The 22,412-nt window shown below is 43.4% G+C and carries 17 protein-coding genes; 4 read left to right on the top strand and 13 right to left on the bottom strand.

Annotated features, from left to right (window positions below):
- Positions 1-95 precede the first annotated feature (95 nt).
- From ACKPCE_RS09785 to ACKPCE_RS09775, 3 genes are all read left to right on the top strand, one after another.
- A complete protein-coding gene (locus ACKPCE_RS09785) occupies positions 96-659 on the top strand; it encodes a 30S ribosomal protein S16 (protein ID WP_319505029.1) in 564 nt (187 codons plus the stop codon).
- Between the two features lie 198 nt (positions 660-857).
- On the top strand, positions 858-2,432 hold the full coding sequence (locus ACKPCE_RS09780; RefSeq protein ID WP_319505028.1) for a glycoside hydrolase family 43 protein: 1,575 nt from the start codon (positions 858-860) through the stop codon (positions 2,430-2,432).
- Positions 2,433-2,536: 104 nt separating this feature from the next.
- Complete coding sequence (locus ACKPCE_RS09775; protein ID WP_319505027.1) at positions 2,537-2,752, top strand: hypothetical protein; 216 nt, start codon at positions 2,537-2,539, stop codon at positions 2,750-2,752.
- 116 nt (positions 2,753-2,868) lie between these two features.
- Here ACKPCE_RS09775 and ACKPCE_RS09770 read toward each other — a convergent pair whose 3' ends face one another.
- The 5 genes from ACKPCE_RS09770 to ACKPCE_RS09750 are packed head-to-tail and all read right to left on the bottom strand — an operon-like array spanning position 2,869 to position 9,744.
- On the bottom strand, positions 2,869-5,337 hold the full coding sequence (locus tag ACKPCE_RS09770; protein ID WP_319505949.1) for a DUF4982 domain-containing protein: 2,469 nt from the start codon (positions 5,335-5,337) through the stop codon (positions 2,869-2,871).
- A 17-nt stretch (positions 5,338-5,354) separates the two neighbouring features.
- Complete coding sequence (locus ACKPCE_RS09765; RefSeq protein ID WP_319505026.1) at positions 5,355-6,704, bottom strand: ABC transporter substrate-binding protein; 1,350 nt, start codon at positions 6,702-6,704, stop codon at positions 5,355-5,357.
- Positions 6,705-6,752: 48 nt separating this feature from the next.
- A complete protein-coding gene (locus ACKPCE_RS09760) occupies positions 6,753-7,544 on the bottom strand; it encodes an ABC transporter permease (RefSeq protein ID WP_024997266.1) in 792 nt (263 codons plus the stop codon).
- The gene (locus tag ACKPCE_RS09755; protein ID WP_024997265.1) at positions 7,538-8,335 is read right to left on the bottom strand and encodes an ABC transporter permease; all 798 of its coding nucleotides are present in this window, start codon (positions 8,333-8,335) and stop codon (positions 7,538-7,540) included. The genes ACKPCE_RS09760 and ACKPCE_RS09755 overlap by 7 nt, the downstream gene beginning before the upstream one ends.
- A gap of 23 nt (positions 8,336-8,358) precedes the next feature.
- Positions 8,359-9,744 (bottom strand): polyamine ABC transporter ATP-binding protein, encoded by a 1,386-nt coding sequence (locus ACKPCE_RS09750; protein WP_319505025.1) that lies wholly within the window; start codon positions 9,742-9,744, stop codon positions 8,359-8,361.
- Between the two features lie 136 nt (positions 9,745-9,880).
- Between ACKPCE_RS09750 and ACKPCE_RS09745 the strand changes: the two genes are divergently transcribed.
- Entirely contained in the window at positions 9,881-10,978 is a 1,098-nt protein-coding gene (locus ACKPCE_RS09745) for a redoxin domain-containing protein (RefSeq protein ID WP_319505024.1), read from the top strand.
- A gap of 68 nt (positions 10,979-11,046) precedes the next feature.
- On the opposite strand, the gene ACKPCE_RS09740 is transcribed toward ACKPCE_RS09745, so the two are convergent.
- From ACKPCE_RS09740 to ACKPCE_RS09705, 8 genes are all read right to left on the bottom strand, one after another.
- Entirely contained in the window at positions 11,047-13,611 is a 2,565-nt protein-coding gene (locus tag ACKPCE_RS09740) for a glycosyltransferase family 1 protein (protein ID WP_319505023.1), read from the bottom strand.
- Between the two features lie 39 nt (positions 13,612-13,650).
- Positions 13,651-15,303: a glycogen/starch synthase gene (locus tag ACKPCE_RS09735; protein ID WP_319505022.1), complete on the bottom strand. Its 1,653-nt coding sequence runs from the start codon at positions 15,301-15,303 to the stop codon at positions 13,651-13,653.
- 193 nt (positions 15,304-15,496) lie between these two features.
- On the bottom strand, positions 15,497-15,961 hold the full coding sequence (locus tag ACKPCE_RS09730; RefSeq protein WP_024997260.1) for an ATP synthase subunit C-like protein: 465 nt from the start codon (positions 15,959-15,961) through the stop codon (positions 15,497-15,499).
- Between the two features lie 40 nt (positions 15,962-16,001).
- On the bottom strand, positions 16,002-17,819 hold the full coding sequence (locus ACKPCE_RS09725) for a V-type ATP synthase subunit I (protein WP_319505021.1): 1,818 nt from the start codon (positions 17,817-17,819) through the stop codon (positions 16,002-16,004).
- Positions 17,816-18,421 carry a V-type ATP synthase subunit D gene (locus tag ACKPCE_RS09720; protein WP_024997258.1) on the bottom strand — a complete coding sequence of 202 codons (606 nt, stop codon included), beginning with the start codon at positions 18,419-18,421 and terminating at the stop codon, positions 17,816-17,818. The genes ACKPCE_RS09725 and ACKPCE_RS09720 overlap by 4 nt, the downstream gene beginning before the upstream one ends.
- Positions 18,422-18,443: 22 nt before the next feature.
- The gene (locus ACKPCE_RS09715; RefSeq protein ID WP_024997257.1) at positions 18,444-19,760 is read right to left on the bottom strand and encodes a V-type ATP synthase subunit B; all 1,317 of its coding nucleotides are present in this window, start codon (positions 19,758-19,760) and stop codon (positions 18,444-18,446) included.
- 28 nt (positions 19,761-19,788) lie between these two features.
- A complete protein-coding gene (locus ACKPCE_RS09710; protein WP_276965374.1) occupies positions 19,789-21,543 on the bottom strand; it encodes a V-type ATP synthase subunit A in 1,755 nt (584 codons plus the stop codon).
- Positions 21,544-21,560: 17 nt separating this feature from the next.
- Positions 21,561-22,403 (bottom strand): DUF2764 family protein, encoded by an 843-nt coding sequence (locus ACKPCE_RS09705; RefSeq protein WP_024997256.1) that lies wholly within the window; start codon positions 22,401-22,403, stop codon positions 21,561-21,563.
- Positions 22,404-22,412 lie beyond the last annotated feature (9 nt).

Here is a 22,412-nt window from a genome sequence, read left to right as displayed (position 1 = left end):
ACAAAAACTTTGTCAATCAGAATAAAAGAAGTATCTTTGCACCGCTATTACGAGTTAGTAGCATTATTCAAATCATTAATTTAAAACATTTTTAAATGGCAACTAAAATCAGATTGCAAAGACACGGACGTAAAAGTTACGCGTTTTATTCAATTGTAATTGCAGACAGCAGAGCACCACGTGATGGTAAATTTACAGAGAAGATTGGTACTTACAACCCGAACACCAATCCTGCTACAGTAGATTTGAATTTCGAACGTGCCCTTTCTTGGGTTATGAATGGAGCACAACCTACAGACACTGTACGTACTATCCTTTCTCGTGAAGGTGTGTACTTCAAAAAACACCTTTTAGGCGGTGTTGCTAAAGGCGCATTCGGCGAAGCAGAAGCTGATACTAAATTTGAAGCTTGGAAAAACAACAAGCAAACAGGTTTGGCTACATTGAAAGCTAAGCAAGATGAAGCAGCTAAAGCTGATGCTAAGGCTCGTCTGGAAGCAGAAAAGAAAGTGAATGAAGCGAAAGCTAAAGCTCTTGCAGAGAAGAAAGCTGCTGAACTTGCTGCTAACGCTCCTGCAGAAGAAGCACCTGCTGCTGAAGAAGTTCCTGCTGCTGAAGAAGCTGCTGAAGCTCCTGCAACAGAAGCTGCTGCAGAATAATCCGAATTTCGGCATTCCGATACTATTTAGGATTAAAAAGTATAAAGTCTCTCGTACAGTTTGTGCGGGAGACTTTTTTTATGGTATATGTAACATGACCATAAGAAGATGTTACCTGATCGTTCCTGTTTTTAGCAAATACTAATTAGCTTTGCTCCTATAATAAACCATTTTATTAACAAACGAAATCAAGGAACTATGTTAAGACACTTCGTATTAAGTTTATTCCTTCTCAACACGGCCGCCACTTGCCAAGTGGTTATGGCCCAAAACACGCAAGCTCATAACCCGGTTGTTTATGCAGACGTGCCCGACATGTCGATAATACGGGTGGGCAACAAGTATTATATGAGTAGCACCACCATGCACATGAGTCCGGGCGTACCCATCATGGAATCGACCGATCTGGTCAATTGGAAAATGATCAGCTATGCTTATCAAACCTTAGACACCATCAATTCATTAAGTCTGAAGAACGGGGAAAGCACCTACGGAAGAGGCTCCTGGGCCAGCTGTTTGCGCTACCACAAGGGAATGTATTACGTCAGCACCTTTGCCCAACCAACCGGCAGAACTCATATCTATAAAACAAAAGATATAGCCAAAGGGCCTTGGGTGGAACATACCTTCGCACCCAGTTTCCATGATCACACTCTTTTCTTTGACGACGATGGCAAGACCTACCTCATATACGGAGCCGGAAAGCTGAAGTTGGTGGAGTTGGAAGACGATCTTTCCGGAGTAAAAAAGGGAACTGAAGAAAAGGTAATCATTGAGAATGCCGCTTTACCCGCCGGAAACAACATCGGGTTACCCGCCGAGGGTTCTCAGCTCTTTAAAATAAAAGGGAAGTATTACCTCTTTAATATTACATGGCCCAGAAACAGCATGCGTACGGTTATTGTTCACCGCGCCGACAAAATCACAGGCCCGTACGAGGGTAAGATGGTGCTTCAAGACAAAGGTGTGGCACAAGGCGGACTCATTGACACACCCGACGGGAGATGGTTTGCTTACCTGTTCCAAGACTGTGGTTCTGTAGGGCGTATTCCTTTCCTGGTTCCCGTGAAATGGAAAGACGGCTGGCCTGTGCTGGGCGAAAATGGCAAGGTTCCTGAATTCCTCGATCTGCCTGCCAATAAAAGCCTGATACCGGGCATTGTTAACTCCGACGAGTTCAACAGGAAAAAAGGAGAACCTGCTTTGCCGCTGGTATGGCAGTGGAATCACAACCCCGACAATAATTTATGGTCGGTTACTGAGAGAAACGGTTACCTCCGCTTAAAGACAGGACGCATTGATCAATCATATACGATGGCACGCAACACACTGACGCAACGTACCGTTGGCCCCGAGTGCAGCAGCTCAACTTGTATGGATGCCAGCAACATGAAGGACGGCGATTGCGCGGGCTTGAGTTTGCTGCAGAAAGATTTCGGATGGGTTGGCATCAGAAAAGAAGGAAATATGAAGCACCTGGTGATGGTCAACATGAACTTTGCCGATGCACCCGAGGTAGAGAACATTCCTTTGACGCAAGATAAGGTGTACCTCAAAATAGATTGTGATTTCAAAAACAGAACCGATAAGGCGTATTTCTATTATAGCTTAGACGGCAAGCAGTGGACTTCCATTGGCAAGCCTCTTAAAATGTCGTACACCATCCCCCACTTCATGGGATATCGTTACGGACTATTTAATTACGCGACCAAAGAAGTAGGCGGTTTCGTTGACTTCGATTATTTCCATATCGCTGATAAACTGTCTAAATAACAAAGAAATAGTTTGACTTTCGCACTCGTTTCGCTGAATCTTGTCAAGAGCAGGTTTATGTATTATTAACGAATGGGGAGAGACAGCGAATCATCGGCAGGAATTTGAGAAAAGATAACCAACTTTTTGAAAAACATAACCGCCGATTTGAAAAAGATAACGAGCAATTTAAAAAGATAAACCGTCTTTTGGTCCGGGAGAAACCGTCTCCCCGCCAAGAGACGGTTTCTCCCGGACCATTTGCTACCGTGCAAATCGGCGTGAGCAACCGTCTGATGGAAAAACTGAACGGCAGCCAACGAAAAAAGGCAGGAGTTTGAGCTCCTGCCTTTTTGCCTATATTAAATTGAATGTACCATAGGATTATGTTGACAAAGATAATACATTATATTGCCAAAGTCAAGCATTTACCTTTTTATTTTGCTCTTTTTTTCAATCACGGTTGAGTAGCGGTGAGCACCAGGCGGGCGCTCTTCAACCCTTTGGCCGTGGCTTGAAAAACAATCTTCCCCGGTGTTTCGGCCGACTGCACCAAAGCAGTGAGCTGTCCGCCAAACGCATGCATTTGCGGCAGATGAAATACGTCCAGACAAGTAGGGTCGCCGTTGACCGAAGCCCGGTAACTGCCGTTGCCTTTTACAGAGAAACGTATCATCCGGTTGTCGTGCGGACAAAGATTCCCGTCTTTATCTACCACGCGCACGGTAACGTAAGCCAAGTCTTTGCCATCGGCAGTCAGCTCCTTTCTATCCACCACCAACTCCATGTGATGAGGCTTCCCTGCCGTACGCACCACTTTCTCATCGGCCACCTTGCCTGTCGCATCATAAGCTACGACCTTGACTTCTCCCGGTTCATACACCACGTTCATCCACATCAACCTGTAACGGTGTTGCAGTGACTCCTTGCTCTTAGTCTGCTTGCCGTAGCTTTTACCGTTTACGAAAAGTTCGGCTGTAGGACAGTTTGTATAAACAAATACCGGAGTCGTTTGACCCTCGCGGCCTTCCCAGTTCCAATGTGGCAACACATGCAAAGTAGGCTCCTTCTTATTCCAGATGCTTTTGTACAAGTAGAATCTGTCTTTCGGAATACTAGCCAAGTCAATGATGCCGAACATGGAACTGTGATTAGGCCAGGCATCGGTATCGTAAGGAGAAGGCTCTCCCAAGTAATCAAAACCGGTCCACACGAACTGTCCCATCGTCCAGTCATGATCTTCGGCCATGGCCAAATCATCGTCGGGCAAGTTAGACCAAGAGCAGTACTCCATGTCGTATGATGAAGACTGATGGTCGTCATACAGCGCGTCGGCTTTCTTCTCAACGGGAAACTTATACACGCCCCGTGAGCTGACTGTAGAGGAAGTCTCCGAGCCCAGCACCACTCCCTGAGGCAGTTTGCCGTAAGCCTCTTCGTAACGATGCACCCGGTAGTTGAACCCCGGAACATCCAGCAAAGCAGCAAAGCCATTGCCCAGCACACAAGTCACCTGATCCATGCCGCAAGTTACCGGACGTGTAGGATCTTCGCGGTGACAGATCTCTTGCAGGAACGATGCCACCCGATAGCCATCGGCGCTGCACTGCGTTGGCACCTCGTTGCCGATGCTCCACATTACTACACTGGCGTTGTTGCGGTAGTTACGAAGCATGTTGACCATGTCTTTTTCTGCCCATTCATTAAAGAAGCGATGGTAACCGTTGTCACACTTGGCCCTGTCCCACTCGTCGAACGGTTCAATCATCATCATGAAACCCATCTCGTCACACAACGCAACCAACTCGGGAGCCGGCATGTTGTGAGCCGTACGAATGGCATCGCAGCCCATCTCTTTAAGCAGCGTAAGCTGGCGTTTCAAAGCGGCCACATTCACTGCTGCGCCAAGCGGCCCTAAGTCGTGGTGATTACAAACGCCTTGGAACTTACGCAGCTTGCCATTGAGGAAGAAACCTTTGTTGGCTATCACCTGCACGGAACGAATTCCGAAGCGGGTGGTGTATTCGTCAACCAATTGATCTTTCACATAAATCTTTGATACCGCCTTGTATAAAACAGGAGTCTCGGGCGACCATAATGAAGGGTTGTTCACCGTAAAGTTCTGCACAAAGGCTTGCCCTTTCATCAGCTTGCGCATCTCGTTTTTCTGGGCAACCACCTCGTTGGCAGCATTCACTATTTCGGTTTGTACGCGTACATTTTCATTTGCCAGGTTATCGACCGTTGTTTCCAGGCGGACAGCCGCATATTCGTCGGACACATGCGGGGTGGTTATATAAGTGCCCCACACCGGAACGTGAATTTCGTCCGTCACAATAAGGTGAACGTTCCTGTAAAGTCCGGCTCCGGGATACCAGCGCGACGACTGCGGTTTGTTTTCCAAGCGCACAGCCAGCACATTGTTTTTGCCGTCGGCATTCAGAAAGTCGGTTACATCGCAATGAAACGAGTTGTATCCCAACGGCCAGAAAGCCGCTTCCTTGCCATTGACATACACACGGGCTTCACTCATTGCTCCGTCGAACAGAAGCGTTACGCGGCGTTTGCCTTTCTCAAAGTCATCTACGGAAAAGGATTTTCTATACCAGCCGATGCCAACATAAGGCAAGCCTCCGGTGCGACCGGTCTTTACCGACGCCTTTGTTTCAAGGTTTTGTGTGATGGCTACTTCCTGTAAGTCATGAGAGCGGTCAAACGGACCGTATATAGCCCAATCGTGCGGTATAACAACTCGTTGCCACGATGCGTCATCATAGCTTTGTGCCTGCGCGCCGGGCACATCACCTTTGGTAAACTTCCAGCCTTTGTCGAGCAGAAACTCATTTCTGGCCGCATGCGGCTGAGCCTGCGAAGCCAACCAGCAGCAAGCCGACAAAGCCAATAAAGTAAAAGATTTCAAGTTCATCATTGATAAGAATGTTTTTAGGGTTTTCTAAACGTGCGGAATGTTTTTCGACGACTCCTTCTTCGCTGCATTTTATTTCGTTTATATTTCAACCATCTTTTATAGATAGTCCACCCACTCATAAAAGCAACCACGGCAAATATAAGAATTGTTATGCCTACGCCCAAATTATCTCCTTTAATACGCGACCAGATTTCGAGCACATTCTGTGTTTTGTCGCCAAAGTCGCGAATCATGGCACAGCGTTCTACCACCTTTTTATCCGGATATTGAATGCGGTCAATCTGCACACTGTCGGCTTCCGGACCAAAGAAGTAAGTCAAATCCGAGTAATAACCCAGCGTTGTGTCTGTTTGCGCTTCTAAGATTTCAGGGGTGGCAACGGCGCTCACGTAACCGGTTGCATCCATGTTTCGCAAGGCAATGTCGGGTCTGCACAAGAAGTTTATAAAATAGCTGGCCGCTTTGGGATTGCCTGCATACTTGGGAATTACCCAGCCGTCATACCAAATATTACTGCCTTCAACGGGAACCTGATAATCGAGCTCTACACCTACCGAAGCAGCTTCTTCAATGGCCCAAACAGCGTCTCCGCTCCACGTCAAGTTAAGCCAGGCTTTGTTTTTGGTCATCATCTCCTTGCCAAAGTCCGACTCCCACCCGGCAATCAAAGGCTTCATGGCTTTCAAATATTGTTCCACCACAGCCATTGCCTGCGGAGAATAATCATTCATCAAGTCTTCAACGGTAATGGTTCCGTTACGCAACTCATTGGCATGGGCATAAATGGCTGCCGTGCCATAGGCATCGCGGTAACTTTCCTTCATCAGAATCTTGCCTTTGTATTTTACATTCCACAAGCACGACCACGAAGAAGCATCGACATCGGACACAAACTTTTTATTGTACAAGATACCCGTGGTGCCCCACATGTAGCAAACCGCATAACGGCTTGCTTGTTGGCCCGGCTGACTCAACTTATCTATTTGAGAGCGTATGTAAGGTGCAATGTTATGCAGGTTATTGGCCGTTCCACCCAGCGTTGTGTCAATGGGCAGAAGCAGTTTTTTCTTGAGCATGCGCTCAATGATATACTCCGACGGGCACACCACATCAAAGTCTTCGTGCCCCTTTTCTATTTTGGTAAGCATGACCTCATTGATATCGAATGTTTGATACACAATGCGTATATCCTCACCCGTTTGCTCCTTGTAGTAAGTCTGAAACTCTTTGAGTACCTCTTCGTCAATATAGTCGGCCCAATTGTATATCTTCAAAACATTCTCGCGCGGCTCGCCTGAGTTATAGCAGGCCGTAAGAGAGAGATACAGAAAGAATGTCAATAAGTAAATGGTATATCTTTTCATCAACGTTGTGTTATATAGCCTATAATAGAATGAACTACAGCTGTTTTACTAATTATTCTTCGCTTTCCCCGTGCGGTGGTTTATGACAATAAGCAGCGTTAAAACCACGATAAATATGATGGTTGACAACGGGCGCAGCTCGGGTGTGAGTCCGCCTTTCCTTGCATCGGCATAAATATAGGTAGAAAGCGTTTCCAAACCCTGATTACCAATGGTAAATACCGTTACGGCAAAGTCGTCAATCGAAAGAGTAACCGACAGCATAAAGCCGCTAATCATGCCCGGACGAATTTCCGGAATGATGACCTTGCGCAAGGCTTGCATGGGAGTGGCTCCTAAGTCGAGTGCCGCCTCATAAATATTGGGATTCATCTGTTTCAGTCTGGGCAACACACTCAGCACCACATAAGGAGTACAAAAGGTAATGTGAGCCAGCAGCACCGTAAGATAGCCCTGCGAAATGCCTAACGAAATAAATAATAAGAACAGAGAAATACCGGTAATAATGTCGCCGTTCAGGATGGGAATGCTGTTCACAAAGCCGATTGCTTTCTTTGAACGCGCCTTGAGGTTGTAAATTCCAATGGCGGTGACACTACCCAGCAGCGTGGCAACACAAGAGGCCAGCAGCGCTATGGTAATGGTATTGATCAGCGCATTCATTAACGAATGGTGCGTGCCCGAAGAGAACAAGGACGTGTACAATTTGGTGGAGAAGCCCGTCCAGTTGCCCAACACTTTGGCTTCTGTAAACGAATAAATAAAGATGATCACGATGGGTAAATACAACACAAACAGTATCACCCACAGATAGGCCTGCGCCAAAATTCTTTTTACCATAGTCCACCTCCTTCGTTTGAATTGTCTTTATCGTCAGTGTTAAAGACGGATGTTGCAGCAATAAGCAGCAGCATAATAAGTGAAAGCGCCGCTCCGTAATTCCACATGCTGTTATTGATATTTTCCTGAATGGTGGTACCAAAGAGTTTGATGTTATTCATCGTGAGCAGTTCGGCAATGGCGAAAGTCGATATGGTAGGCATAAACACCATCATCACCCCACTCATGACGCCCGGCATGGAAAGCGGTATAATGGCTTTGACAAACACTTGAACGGGCGTGGCTCCCAAGTCTTGCGCCGCCTCAATGTAACTTCTGTCCATCTTCTGCAAGGTATTATAGATGGGGTAAATCATAAAAGGCAGGAAGTTATACACCATGCCGAAGATCAAAGCGCCTTCGCCCAACGGCACAGCAAAAAAGTCGAACAAAGCGACTGTGGCAAGCGTACGCACCAATATATTAACCCACATGGGTAATATGAAAAGTACCACCAGTGTGCGCGATGAGTTTAGCTTACTGTTGCTCAATATCCATGCCGCCGGATAACCAATGAGGATGCAGATAGCCGTGGTGATAATGGCAATGCCAATGGAATAGACAAACGTATTAATGGCCTCTTGGTGCATAAAGAACTTGGAGAAATTACTCAATGTAATCGTTCCGTTATCGTCGGTAAATGCGTACACCACAATGAGTAGCAAGGGGATGACCACAAATACGGCGGAGAAAAGGACGTAAGGGAGGGTCCAACTCTTGCGCGATGCAAAAAACAATGAAATCCTTTTAATCACTTCTTGGTTTCTTTAATGGGTTAGCACTTCACAACACGAATGGCCTCGGCCGGAATGGTAATTCCTACCCGGTCACCGTCATCCCACACATCATTGGTATCCACATACACCAGTTCGTCCCAGTCGGATAAAACGGTGAGGTGGTAATGGTTTCCTTTATATAGAATGAATCGTACTTCGCCGGTAAGCGCTCCGTCTTCTTCGTTGTCTTGCAGAATAATCTGATTAAAGTCGACCTCAACACTCACTTTCTCACCCGGCTGGGCACAGCTAACAGGCATACAGGCAAAGGTGCAACCTAAAAACTCTACGTGCTCGGCATCGAGCAGTTTGCCTTCAAACGTATTGCAAAGACGTTCTTTATGCATAATGTGAATATCCATGGGCTTAACCAGCAAGCCCACCGTATCGCCTACCTCAAAGTGATGGTAATCTTGCACCAGGAATTCATAGTCGCCGCAGAGAACAGTCATTTCGTAATGCACACCTTTGAAGATGGTTGATTGCACCACTCCCGTCAGTTGAGCGGCATCCGATTGCTGAAAGATGTAGATGTCTTCGGGCCTGATGACCACGTCGACAGGAGTCTGTTCGCCGAAACCTCCGTCCACGCATTCAAAATCGGTATCACAAAAACGCACCAGGTTATCTTTGATCATGGTACCGTTCAGGATGTTGCTCTCGCCTATAAAGTCGGCAACGAAGGAGTTGGCCGGTTCGTTATAAATATCAATGGGTGTGCCTATCTGTTGTATTTTGCCATCACTCATCACCACAATCGTATCGCTCAATGTGAGCGCCTCTTCCTGATCATGGGTGACGTAAACGAAGGTGATGCCCAGGCGTTTATGCATCTCTTTCAACTCCATCTGCATGTCTTTGCGCATCTTCAAGTCGAGTGCAGCCAAGGGTTCGTCGAGCAACAAAACTTCCGGCTCGTTGACAATGGCACGGGCAATGGCAACTCGCTGCTGCTGTCCGCCCGACAAGGAGTCTACGTCTCTGAATTCGTAATCGGTCATCCCCACCATCTTCAAAGAGGCTCTCACCTTTCTTTCAATCACAGCTTTGGAAAGCTTCTTGAGTTTGAGTCCGAAAGCAATATTGTCATATACATTCAAGTGAGGAAAGAGAGCGTATTTTTGGAAAACGGTGTTTACAGGGCGTTTGTGCGGAGGTGTTTGCGTAATTTCTTTGCCGGCAATACGTATTTCGCCCTCAGAAACCGTCTGAAAGCCGGCCAGCAAACGTAGCAAGGTTGTTTTACCACATCCCGAAGGACCGAGAATAGTCACAAACTCACCCTTGCGAACGGATAAATTGATACATTCGAGAGCTGTTTTTTCTCCAAAAAATTTTGAGACGTTACGAATCTCTATGATAAAATCTTCTTCTTGCATATTCATACTTTATTAGGCACACAAAGGTACATATTTCTAGTATTAGATGAATATATTATCATAATATAACATCAGCATTATGGCAAGGCTCAACAAAAAAACTATCTTTGCATAAATAAATATTCATTTAATTGACAGAAGCATGAAGAAACTGATCTATTTACTTACGGTAACAGCCCTGGGTATATCAGCTTGTAACAGCGGAAATAAAGGTTACACAATTAGCGGAACTATTGAAGGCGCAGCAGATGGTGATACTGTATTTTTACAGGAACGTTCGGACAGAGAATTCAACAAGATTGATACGGCTATTATCTCGAAAGGTGGTTTCAGTTTTGAGGGAAGTCAGGACTCTACTGTTAACAGATATATTACGTATGCCAAAGGCGACAATCAACTCATCATGGATTTCTTCCTTGAAAACGGAAAGATTGATGTGAAGATGGGTAAGGAAGAGAATTCTGCCGTAGGTACTCCGGCCAATAATGCTTACCAGGAATTCAGAACGCAAATGAGCGCATTGAATAATAAGCAGAATGAGATTTATGAATCAATGGGGAATCCGGCGCTGACCGATGAGCAGAAAGAAGCCAAACTGAAGGAGATGAATTCTCTGGAAGAAGAGATGATGAAAATAATAAAAGACGGAATTCAGAAGAACATAGAAAACACGGTTGGTGTATTCCTTTTGGGGCAATATAACTACTACCTGGAATATGCAGAAATTGAACCGCTGCTCGAGAAAGTTCCGGCTGCATTCCAAAGCAATGAAACGATTGTTCATCTGAAGGAGTTGGTTAAAACAGCAAAAGCGACCGCCGTAGGTCAGAAGTTTGTTGATTTCCAGATGAAAACTCCCGAAGGCAAGGATATCAAACTGTCTGATGTGGCTGGCAAAGGCAAGGTGGTTTTGGTAGACTTCTGGGCTAGCTGGTGCGGTCCTTGCAGACGTGAAATGCCTAACTTGGTTGAGGCTTATGCAAAATATAAAACGAAGGGATTTGAAATTGTAGGTGTGTCGTTAGACAGAGACCTCCAGTCTTGGAAAGATGGCATCAAGCAATTGAATATTACGTGGCCTCAAATGTCTGACCTTAAATTCTGGGAAAGCGAAGGTTCACGACTTTATGCCATCCGCAGCATTCCTCATGTTGTGCTGATTGACAAAGACGGAACCATTGTGGCACGTGGCTTACACGGTGAAGAGCTTCAAGCTAAATTGGCCGAGCTTATTAAGTAATCATCCGGTAATCAGATACTAAAAAAGGTCGCTAAGTTAGCGACCTTTTTTAGTATCATACGTTCTATTTAGTTAAACCAACGAACATAACAGAAGTCCTGACGATGAGGCAGATCAGGGTTTTTAGGATACATGCGGTATGCCACCTTGAAACTTCCGGCATTGGATAAGCTGTGAGTTGCCTGGAAAGTATAAAGTGTTCCTTCCTTTTTAACTACCTCGAAAGGTTCAACAGAATAAACATGTTCTTTGCCATCTGCATCAGTAAAAATGGTAACCAGCTCAATGCCGATCGCATCATTCAATCCTTTCTCATCAATGACGTAAGTAATGGTGTAATCCTTGCCGCTTTGAATAGAAGCCTGAATTAATTCCTCACTCTTTTCAAAAGAAACGACCTCAATAGAATCCCATTTCTCGGCAACCTCTTCCTTCCATGCTGCTATTTCCTTAGCTTTCTTATAATTGTCTGCATTTAAAACATGGAAACGTTTGGCCAGTTTATTGTAGAACCGATCATAGTAATCGTCCAACTGGCGTTTCATGGTATAATGCGGAGCAATTTGAGAGATGGAGTTTTTAATATACTTAATCCATTCTTCGGAATAACCATCTTCATTCTTGTCATAGTACAATGGCAAGATCTCTGTCTCCAATATACTATAAATGGTTGCCGCATCCAGCTGATCCTGGTATTCCTGATTCTGGTAAGTGCGTTTCTCGGTCAACGCCCAACCGGCTTTCTCGCGGTAACCTTCCAGCCACCAACCGTCGAGCACAGAGAAATTAAGCACGCCGTTCATCAACGCTTTTTCGCCGGATGTACCCGATGCTTCCAAAGGTCTTGTAGGAGTGTTTAACCAGATATCAACGCCGGTGACCAAACGACGGGCCAACTGCATATCATAGTTTTCAAGGAATATAATCTTTCCTAAGAATTCGGGTCTCCTTGATATTTCTATAATTCTTTTGATTAGTCCCTGTCCGGCACCATCGTGCGGATGGGCTTTTCCTGTGAACAGGAATTGCACAGGTTGATCGGGGTTATTGACAATCTTAGACAAACGATCCAGATCCGTAAAAAGTAAGTGTGCACGTTTGTAGGTGGCAAAACGGCGTCCGAAACCAATTAACAAGGCATTCGGATTGATTTTCTCCATCAGTGAAACAATGCGAGAGGGATCTCCCTGATTTTTCAACCACGTTTCGCTAAACTGTTTGCGTATGTAATCAACCAGCTTGTGCTTCATGGTTTGACGGGTATTCCATATTTCCTCGTCGGGCACGTTGTTGATTGCTTCCCATATCTTAGGGTTCGACTGGTCATAAAGGAAGTTGCTATCAAAATACTTGGCATAGAGTTGTTTCCATTCGCGCGCACTCCAGGTTGGGAAGTGTACTCCGTTGGTTACGTAACCCACATGGCTCTCTTCGGGGAAGTATCCTTTCCAGATAGACGAGAACATTTCTTGTGATACTTTACCGTGTAACCAGCTTACGCCATTTACTTCTTGCGAAGTATTACATGCAAAGACCGACATACAGAAGCGTTCACCCTTATCTCCCGGGTTATTGCGACCTAAATCCATCAAATCATCCCAAGATATTCCCAGTTTTTGAGGATAGCCACTCATGTATTTACCAAACAAGCCTTCATCGAAGTAGTCGTGCCCAGCCGGAACCGGAGTGTGAACCGTATAAAGAGAAGAGGCTCTGACTAATTCTATCGCTTGATCAAAGCTCAATCCTTCGGCAACATAATCAGAAAGACGCTGCACGTTAATCAAAGCGGCATGTCCCTCATTACAATGATATATATCTTTCTTAATGCCGAGCGCTTTCAAGGTTAGTATACCTCCGATGCCCAACAAGATTTCTTGTTTCAAACGGTTCTCCCAGTCGCCACCATACAGCTGATGAGTGATAGAGCGGTCGAACTCGCTATTCATTTCATTGTCCGTATCGAGCAGATACAAGGATATGCGTCCCACATTTACTTTCCACACATAAGCATGTACTACGTAATCGATATAGGGAACATCTACCACAAGAGGTTGTCCGTGCGCATCATTCACCCTTTCCAACGGAAGCGTACCAAAGTTCTGTGCTTCGTAATTAGCAATCTGCTGTCCGTCGATAGCCAATGATTGAGTAAAATAACCATATCTGTATAAGAAACCGATGGCGCAAAGGTCCACATTACTGTCAGACGCTTCCTTCAAATAATCACCGGCCAAAACGCCCAGACCTCCCGAGTATATTTTAAGAACATGATTTAAACCATATTCCATACTGAAATAAGCAACTGAAGGACGCTTTGAATCGGGTTCAACATCCATATAATCTCTGAACTTGGCATATACATCATTCATTCTTTTCAGAACGAGCTTGTCATTAGCCAAAGCTTCCAGTTTATCAAAATTCATACGTTCCAGAAGCAAAACGGGGTTTTGTCCTACCTCTTTCCATAAAGCCGGATCGAGACTTCTGAACAAATCTGTTGCTTCATAATTCCACAATGTCCAGACATTACGAGCCATCTCGGATAATTTCTCAAGCTCTGCCGGAACAGAAGATCTCACAGTTACTTCCCTCCAATTAGGAGTATTCACATTGCTAACTTTAATCTTCATAATGCTATTAATTTACTTATTGATGAATAAATCTTTATCTTATTTGCGCTTTGCCGCATTGCATAAAGCAATATGATAAGCCTCGTAATAATACGTTATAAAGTGCTTCCACAACGCTTTCTCGGCAATCGCAGTTGCCTTACCGCTTATTTCAGCGGTTTCTTCGGCGGTCTTAGAAGCAAATACTGTTATCGTATTTTTTATGCTATCGGCTACTTCCATGTAGTTACTGTCTGTACGATGAAGTACCTCTACTCCATCATTTATGCAATTGCATGTATCCAAACCGTTAACCCATAAACCAAAACCGGCTAAATCCGTAGTAATAGTGGGCACCCCGAAGGCAATACTCTCAAGAGGCGTATACCCCCAAGGTTCATAGTATGAAGGATACACACTGAGGTCCTGTCCTAATAACAAATCGTAATACTCTTTGTTGAATACACCGTCTTTTCCGTTCAGGTAACACGGTACAAAAATGACTTTTACCTTGTCATCCGGGTTATTAGTCATGCCAAGCTTCCTCAATAAACGTGTTATTTTATCGAATTCGGGTTCGAATAACAAATTAGTACCAAACGAGTTGGGCAAGGGAGTATTGTATTTTTTTCGACTCTGTAAACGTTCTACTAAATCTTCGCGTGCTTCTCCGGCCCATGCAGGCACATTGATAAAGGCAAGTACTGTTTTATTGAGCCTTTCGTCCTTATTCAATTGGTACAATGATTCAATAAAAACATCAATTCCCTTATTTTTGAATTCATAACGTCCGCTGGTTCCTATTATCAGCGTGTCATCGGCCAGATTAGTGCCCAACATACAATTGGCTACACGTAGCATAGCTGTCCGAGCTCTTTTACGTTTACCGGTAAAAGCCGCTCCTTTGGGAACAAAATCGTCCTCAAATCCATTCATCAGCACCACGTCTGCCTCCTTTTCGAGCAACTGCCTACATTCCCGGTTCGTGATTTCACTTACGGTTGTAAAACAGTCAACATGATGAGCTGCTTGTTTTTCTATGGAGTGCTTGGATTCCATATTAAGTTCCTGAGCCATCTGGTCGCCGTTGTAAGCAAACAAATAGTCGTAAAGAGGCTTCTCGTTTCCGGCAATGGAGCGCCCGATAGAAGTTGCATGAGTCGTAAATATAGTAGCAATTTCGGGAACGGCTTGTTGTATGTACAAAGCGCCTAAGGCGGTCATCCACTCATGCGCCTGATAAACAACTTTATCATTGTCAGACAGGTAATAACGATAGAAACTTTCTACCAACCGGCCCGCCGCATAAGAAAACATGGACGCTTCATCGTAATCACCGTACGCATGCAAGGAATCAACCTGAAAAGCGTTCCACATCTCTGTGTAGATTTCATTTTTATGTGAGAAAAATGGCTGAAAATCAACCAACATAACGATGGGGTTGCCTGGAATATTCCAGCGCCCAATGCGTATGCTTAATCCTTCTTTCAAGGCTTTTTCGCGCCAGTCACTGAAAAGAGTCTTCGATTCCAGAAACAAAGGGTTCTCTTTTCCTTGCCACACATCGGGCCCCACAAAAATAAGTTTGTCGTGAAAATGAGCCTGAAGGGTATTGGCACGAGTAGACAATACCGTGTAGATACCTCCCACTTTATTACATACTTCCCAGCTTGACTCAAATATATAATCGGGTAACAATAATTCTTTTATCATATAAAACTAATACGCTATATCACTAATATTGCAAAAATACATATTAATTATCGAAATATAACGCGTAACACATTAAATCTAAGTAAATAAGAGGTAACAAACGTTTGCGGAAATGACTCAATTGGGCATAAAAAAACATCCGCAAGTTTAAAACCTACGGATGTTTTCGATTTTTTCTATGTTTTATTGCTCATTACGCAACCAATGCACTACCCATCAGGAAGGTAGCAGCAAGCGCCACGATAGCATATAATTCAGGGAATACAGCCAGAATCAGCGTATTTCCAAACACATTATGACCTTGACCTATCGCTGCAATACCATTTGCACATACTTGTCCCTGACGAATGGCCGAGAAAAGTGCAACCAATCCTAATGCAATACCGGCACCTAAAACAGCAGCAGCCTGAATACCTGTAATGGCAGGTGTCAACACGCCAAAGATGGTTTGAAACATAAAGTATCCGGCAAAACCATATAATCCTTGTGTTCCCGGAAGGGCTGTAAGCACCAAGAAGTTACCAAAAGCGGTATCGTTTTTCTTCAAAGCACCAATTGCTGCATTACCGGCAATTGTTACACCATAAGCGCTGCCGATACCAGACAAACCAACCATAACTGCGATGCCGATATAGGCAATAAATAAATTCATTTCCATAATTTTATTCTATTTTATTGTTTATATATTCATTGATAAATTATTTGCTGAAAGGCTTGTATTCCTTTCCTCCTCCTTCGTAACCCGAATTCTTGAAGAATTCTACAAAGGTTAAACGCATAGGGTGCACCATAGCGCCCAATACATTCATAAAGATATTGATAGAGTGACCTATAACAAAAATAAGTACCATAACAATGGGACCTGCAATTACATTATCCGGACTCATGCCTACTGCCAGACTATTAAACACGCTGGCCAGAATTCCGCCCGAAAGTCCCAAAGCAAACAAGCGCACATAAGATAATATATCGCCCAGTAAGCCTGTTACCATATTATAAGAGTCCCATAATCCTAAACCAAAGTTGATAAAGATATTCTTATCCGGACTGTTATAGAACAAGATCATGGCTCCTGCTATAGCAAGAATAACAAGATGTGCAGCTCCACCCATCGGGAATACAGCCGGTAATACGGCAGCCAAACCAACTGATACTAACAAGATAATCCAGCCAATCGTTCCTACGGCATATTTGAATCCAAATTGTATAGCCTGATTAACTGCCTTAAGAATCATACCAAATAGAATCTGTATAACGCCCAATAACAGCGACAGTTGAAACATATCATTGTTGTCCATGGCAATGGCGTGTTTCATTCGTTGAATAAATGGCCAGTCCAAATCATAAAAATTAGCTCCGAAAAAGGTTCCGGTCAGCATGCCACAAAAGAAAGTGGAAGCAGCCAGTAACTGCACCAAAGACAAAATGGGTTTCATGGTTTGACCTATGTTTTTTGCCAGCAAACGGTACAGAGTCACACCCAAAAGCAAGAACAGTCCATACCCCGAATCTCCCAGACAAAGCCCGAAGAAGAGCATGAAAAATGGAGCAAAAAACGGAGTCAGATCCAGTTCATTGTATTTAGGCAGCATATACAGCTTGCAAATTGGCTCGAACCAAGCAAACAGTCCCTTATTATTCAATTGAATAGGTACATTGTCTTCCGGTGCCGGCTTCTTGATATCATAATACACTGACTGCGAATTCAGGTAAGCAACAATTGGGTCTTCTTCCGATGCCGGTAACCACCCTTGCAACAGCATAAGCTTTTCGCCGGCAGCTGATTCGGTGTTAAGAACGACTTGATCAAATTCTATTTCACCGTTTAACTCTTTTCTGGCAGCCAATAATGAAGGAATATCCTTCCGCGCAATGTTTTGCAGGGTCCCCTCTTGACGCAATAATTCTTCTTTATTACATTGAATCAGTTCTTGCGTTTGGCCGTATGACCGATCGGGCAACTTAATCCGCTCCACATCCAAATCAATTTCTTGATTCGTTTGGGTAAAAGTGATAAAGTAAACCTTCGAAGCGACTCTATTAATGACCATGGCATTGTAAGCCTCTATCCAATCTTCATTGAAATTAGCTTCCGTTGATATATAAAATCCAATATCATAACCGGAATCACGCAGCTTAGCGATACTCTCGGGAGAGAAATCGCCCCATGGTTCTAATACGGCAAGTTCCTTTTCGTATGCCAGAATCTGTTGTTGCAAACTACTTTTATGATTGAGCAGCTCATCAACCTCATCAAGAATTAGCATTCCCCTTGAGGCTGAAACGGTTTCCGAATCATCCGTTACTTTCTCTTCAGTTTTAATATTCTGAAGCAATTTTATCGTAGCAGACAACCTGGCAGATAAGCGAATCTTTTCTTGTAACGCTGAATTGTCTGCCATTCCTTGCTGTTTCTCAGCAATATGAACAACTCCTAAATCACGGAGATTATTTAAAAAAGCATCATATTCCTTATGGTAAACAAGAAAAGTGAGTTTTTTCATTTTAGTAATCATAACTCAGCCTCCTTTCTTTTCTCTTGTTGCGATTTCAATATCTTTTGTGAAGACTTCGATAAGTTCTCTTCATCCTCCATAAAGCGTTTTATTTTACGCAACGCATCCTGATAACCAGGTATTTGTACCTTCTCAAAAAGATTAACCTTTTGAGTCGTTTTCTTACGCGCATGTTCCAGCAAGTTTAATTTAGCCAGAATAAACTCTCGTTCAATAGCCGTTTGCGCCAATCCTTTCAGCAAATGTATACCATCGGCATACCACTTGGGAGCGTTAAACAAACTATAGGGGCGAATATCAAAATCGACGTTTTCGAGCAATGGAACCCGTACACCGGCAATCTTTTTAATACCCAGATGAACATCGTTTACCCTGATTAACGAAGCATCAAACTCATTCCAAAGAGCGAACATGGCTTCATAGGCAAGAATTTGTTTTTCGAGCCTTTCCTCTAGCAACACAGCTTCAGATTTGCAACGTTTGACCTCCATACGCAAAGCACTCTCTTTATTCTTTATAATAGGAAGAGTACGCACGCGTATTTTCAGTTGCTTTTCGAGCTGTTGAAGAGACGTTTTGTTATATTGAAACTTTATAGCCATCTTATAAGCTTATGGATGATATTTATTTCCAGTACTGATCTACTAACTCTTGTTTGATGTTCACTTCTTCGGGGCGGAAGTACTTACTAAACAATCCCCAAGCTACATCTAGCATTTCAGTCGTATTCAAGTTCACATCAATAGCCAGCAATTGATTCGAATAATCTTTTGCATAAGCCAACGTACGCTCATCGTAGTTAGTCAAATCAAAACCGTTCTCCAACTTGGTTTTAGCATTCGCCGCATCGGCATACAAACGTACGGCCGCATTCATTACTTGCGGATGATCTTTACGGGTCTTCTTTCCGGTAACTAACTGCTTCAAACGAGAAAGTGAACGGAACGGATCCACAATCACCTTACCAATATCACTGTCGCGACGCAGGAATAGCTGTCCTTCCGTAATGTATCCGGTATTATCGGGCACAGCATGAGTAATGTCTCCACCCGAAAGAGTTGTTACGGCTATAATAGTAATGGAACCTCCTGCTGGGAATTGCACGGCTTTCTCGTAAATCTTAGCCAAATCGGAGTATAGTGAGCCCGGCATAGAGTCTTTGGAAGGAATCTGATCCATACGGTTTGACACAATAGAAAGCGCATCGGCATAAGAGGTCATATCCGTAAGAAGTACCAAGACTTTTTCATTGTTATTCACTGCAAAATATTCGGCAGCGGTAAGGGCCATATCGGGAATCAGCAAACGCTCAACCGGAGGATTCTCCGTTGTATTCACAAAACTCACAATACGGTCAAGAGCTCCGGCATTTGAGAACACATTTTTGAAATACAGGTAATCATCATTGGTCATACCCATACCTCCCAAAATAATTTTATCTGTTTCTGCCCGCAGCGCTACATTGGCCATTACTTGGTTGAAGGGTTGGTCGGGGTCAGCGAAGAAGGGAATTTTCTGACCGGAAACCAACGTATTATTCAAGTCAATACCTGCTATTCCGGTTGCGATCAGTTCAGACGGTTGCTTACGTCGAACCGGGTTAACGGACGGACCGCCAATTTCAACCTCCTCGCCTTCAATTTCCGGTCCCCCGTCAATCGGGTCTCCGAATGCATTAAAGAACCGGCCGGAAAGCTGTTCACTTACTTTTATCGTAGGAGCTTTGCCTAAGAATACCACTTCAGCATTTGTCGGTATACCTTCTGTACCTTCAAACACTTGTAGCGTCACTTCATCTCCTGTAATTTTAACCACCTGAGCCAACTTACCGTTAACAGTAGCCAGCTCGTCATACCCAACTCCTGCAGCTTTCAACGAACAAGTAGCTTTGGTAATCTGAGTGATTTTCGTATATATTTTCTGAAATGCTTTTGTTGCCATTATACTTATTTACTTTACGGTTATCGAATTAAGCTTTCCTTTCTTGAATCAATTCGTTTAATTGCTTTACGAAATCATCATATTCCGGTGACTTGAACTTGGAATAATTCATCTGTTTGCAAACATTGATCATCTTCTTAAAGTAATCCATTACTTCGTTGAAATTATCAAATTCAAATTCAGTGTGGCAAATATCAATAACCATGTTAACAATAGCTTCTTGTCTCTCCATAGGAGTTACCGCATCAATCTCATCAAAAGCATCTTGTTGAAGAATGACAAAGTCAATCAGCTCCGATTTCCAAAAAGTAACATGATATTCCACAGGAACACCGTCGTCACCCAAGATGTTTATTTGTTCTGCAATCTCCTTACCTCTTTGCAAACGGGTTTTTATTTCGTTGACTTTCTTCAGCCATTCATTATTGATGCGCTTGCCTATATAATCTTCAAATTCGGGGTACTCAATATATTTAGAATACGAATCAATCGGATTCACGGCAGGATAACGCTTTCTATCTGCCCGGTCTTGTTCAAGTGCGTAAAAACAACGCGCAACTTTCTTTGTATTCTCAGTAACCGGTTCTTTCAAGTTTCCGCCGGCAGGAGACACCGTTCCGATAAAAGTGATGGAGCCCGTGTTGCCGTTATTCAGAACTACGTAACCGGCTCTGCCGTAAAAGTTGGAGATAATAGAAGATAAATCCATGGGGAATGCATCCGGACCAGGCAACTCTTCCATACGATTGGACATTTCACGCAAAGCCTGTGCCCAACGTGAGGTTGAATCGGCCATCAACAGAACCTTCAGGCCCATAGCACGGTAGTACTCGGCAATGGTCATAGCTGTATAAACAGAAGCTTCACGCGCAGCAACCGGCATATTCGACGTATTTGCAATGATGATTGTACGTTCCATCAATTTGCGTCCGGTATGCGGGTCTATCAATTCGGGAAATTCCGTAAAGATTTCCACTACTTCATTAGCACGTTCACCACAAGCTGCAATAATTACAATGTCAGCCTCTGCTTGTTTGGATATGGCATGCTGAAGAACGGTTTTTCCTGTACCGAACGGTCCGGGAATAAATCCGGTTCCACCTTCAACAATCGGGTTTACTGTATCTATAACACGTACACCGGTTTCCAATAATTTAAATGGGCGCGGTTTTTCTTTATAATTAATCATGGCTCTTTTTACAGGCCACCTTTGAATCATGTTCACTTCAACTTCATTACCGTCTTCGCCTACAAGCACAACGATAACATCATAGATACCATATTCACCTTCAGATGCAATTGATTTAACAGTGTAAATACCTTTTAGTGTAAAGGGCACCATAATTTTTAAAGGCTGGAAGTTTTCATCAACTTGTCCGAGCCATGTTGCTGCTTCAACCTTATCTCCTATTTTCACTAAAGGAGAAAAATGCCATTTTTTGTCCTTGTCCAGAGGAAAAGTGTACTGTCCACGCTTCAAGAAAACACCATCCATTTTATCGAGGTCATTCTGTAAACCATCGTAGTTTTTAGAAAGCATACCCGGTCCTAAGGTAACTTCAAGCATGTGTCCGGTAAACTCAGCCTCTGAACCAACCTTCAAACCACGTGTGCTTTCAAATACCTGAACATAAGCATTGACACCTACTACTTTAATTACCTCAGCCATCAGCCTGTCACCACCAGTTGAGATATAACAAATCTCATTTTGAGCTACAGGACCGTCAACTGTGAGGGTTACCATGTTGGATATTACTCCACAAACAGTTCCTTTTGTTGCCATATAATTTATTTGTTTATTTATCTAAATTCAACGGGAATCTGAACATCATTCTTTAGCGAATCTATCATTTGCCTAAAGAGTTTACTGCCCCGTTCCTTATCCATTAAAATCCATCTCTCAACCATTTCTAATTGGAGCAGAAAAGCAAAAATACGCTCTATAGTAAAATAATTAAAGAAAGTTGCATTTTCCAACCATTTCCATTTAAGTATATCTATTTTCTTTTCCCTCTCAACTAAATCGTCTACCTCTGTCATTTTAAGCAACGGTTCAAAATAATCTACCTCACCGGTCAACCCAAAATCACGGGCTCCGGAAGTTTTGAGTGCAATACTTACATCCGTGTTCCCCACGATGGAGCGAGCCACATCCTGTTTGTATTTACGAGAAACAAGAGCTGCTAAAATATTATTGAGATTAAGATTAAATTCAAACCATGACACTATAAATTCATTCTTCGACCTCATTGCATATTCAAAATACAATGATGAGAGATAATCTTCTTGAACAGCAGCATTATCATCATTATTCTCACTATAGTAATAGGAAATAAAATCGATAAGGTATGTAGGATATGCTAAAGATTCCTCATTGACACCATCTCTGACCTGAGTTATCAAATCAAGCAATTCTTGCCCGGTATAATTTCCCCTATTGTCAGTGACAGCATCTTTATCATTCAACAGCTTTATCAAATTTCGATTATCAAATTTCAGATAAAACAGATCAATAAGCTTTTTATCAGCAGATGATAAATCCGGATATATTTCAGTTCTGAAGTCGGCTACCGTATAACTCAATTTGGTATCTTCCAAATGAATGTCAGGTAAACCAGCCACCAAACAATAATATTTACTCATATATGGATT

This window comes from Bacteroides graminisolvens, assembly GCF_963666085.1.
GTDB lineage: Bacteria > Bacteroidota > Bacteroidia > Bacteroidales > Bacteroidaceae > Bacteroides > Bacteroides graminisolvens.
Note: the sequence above shows the minus strand (reverse complement) of the source record. Positions and strands in the feature narration are given on the sequence as shown.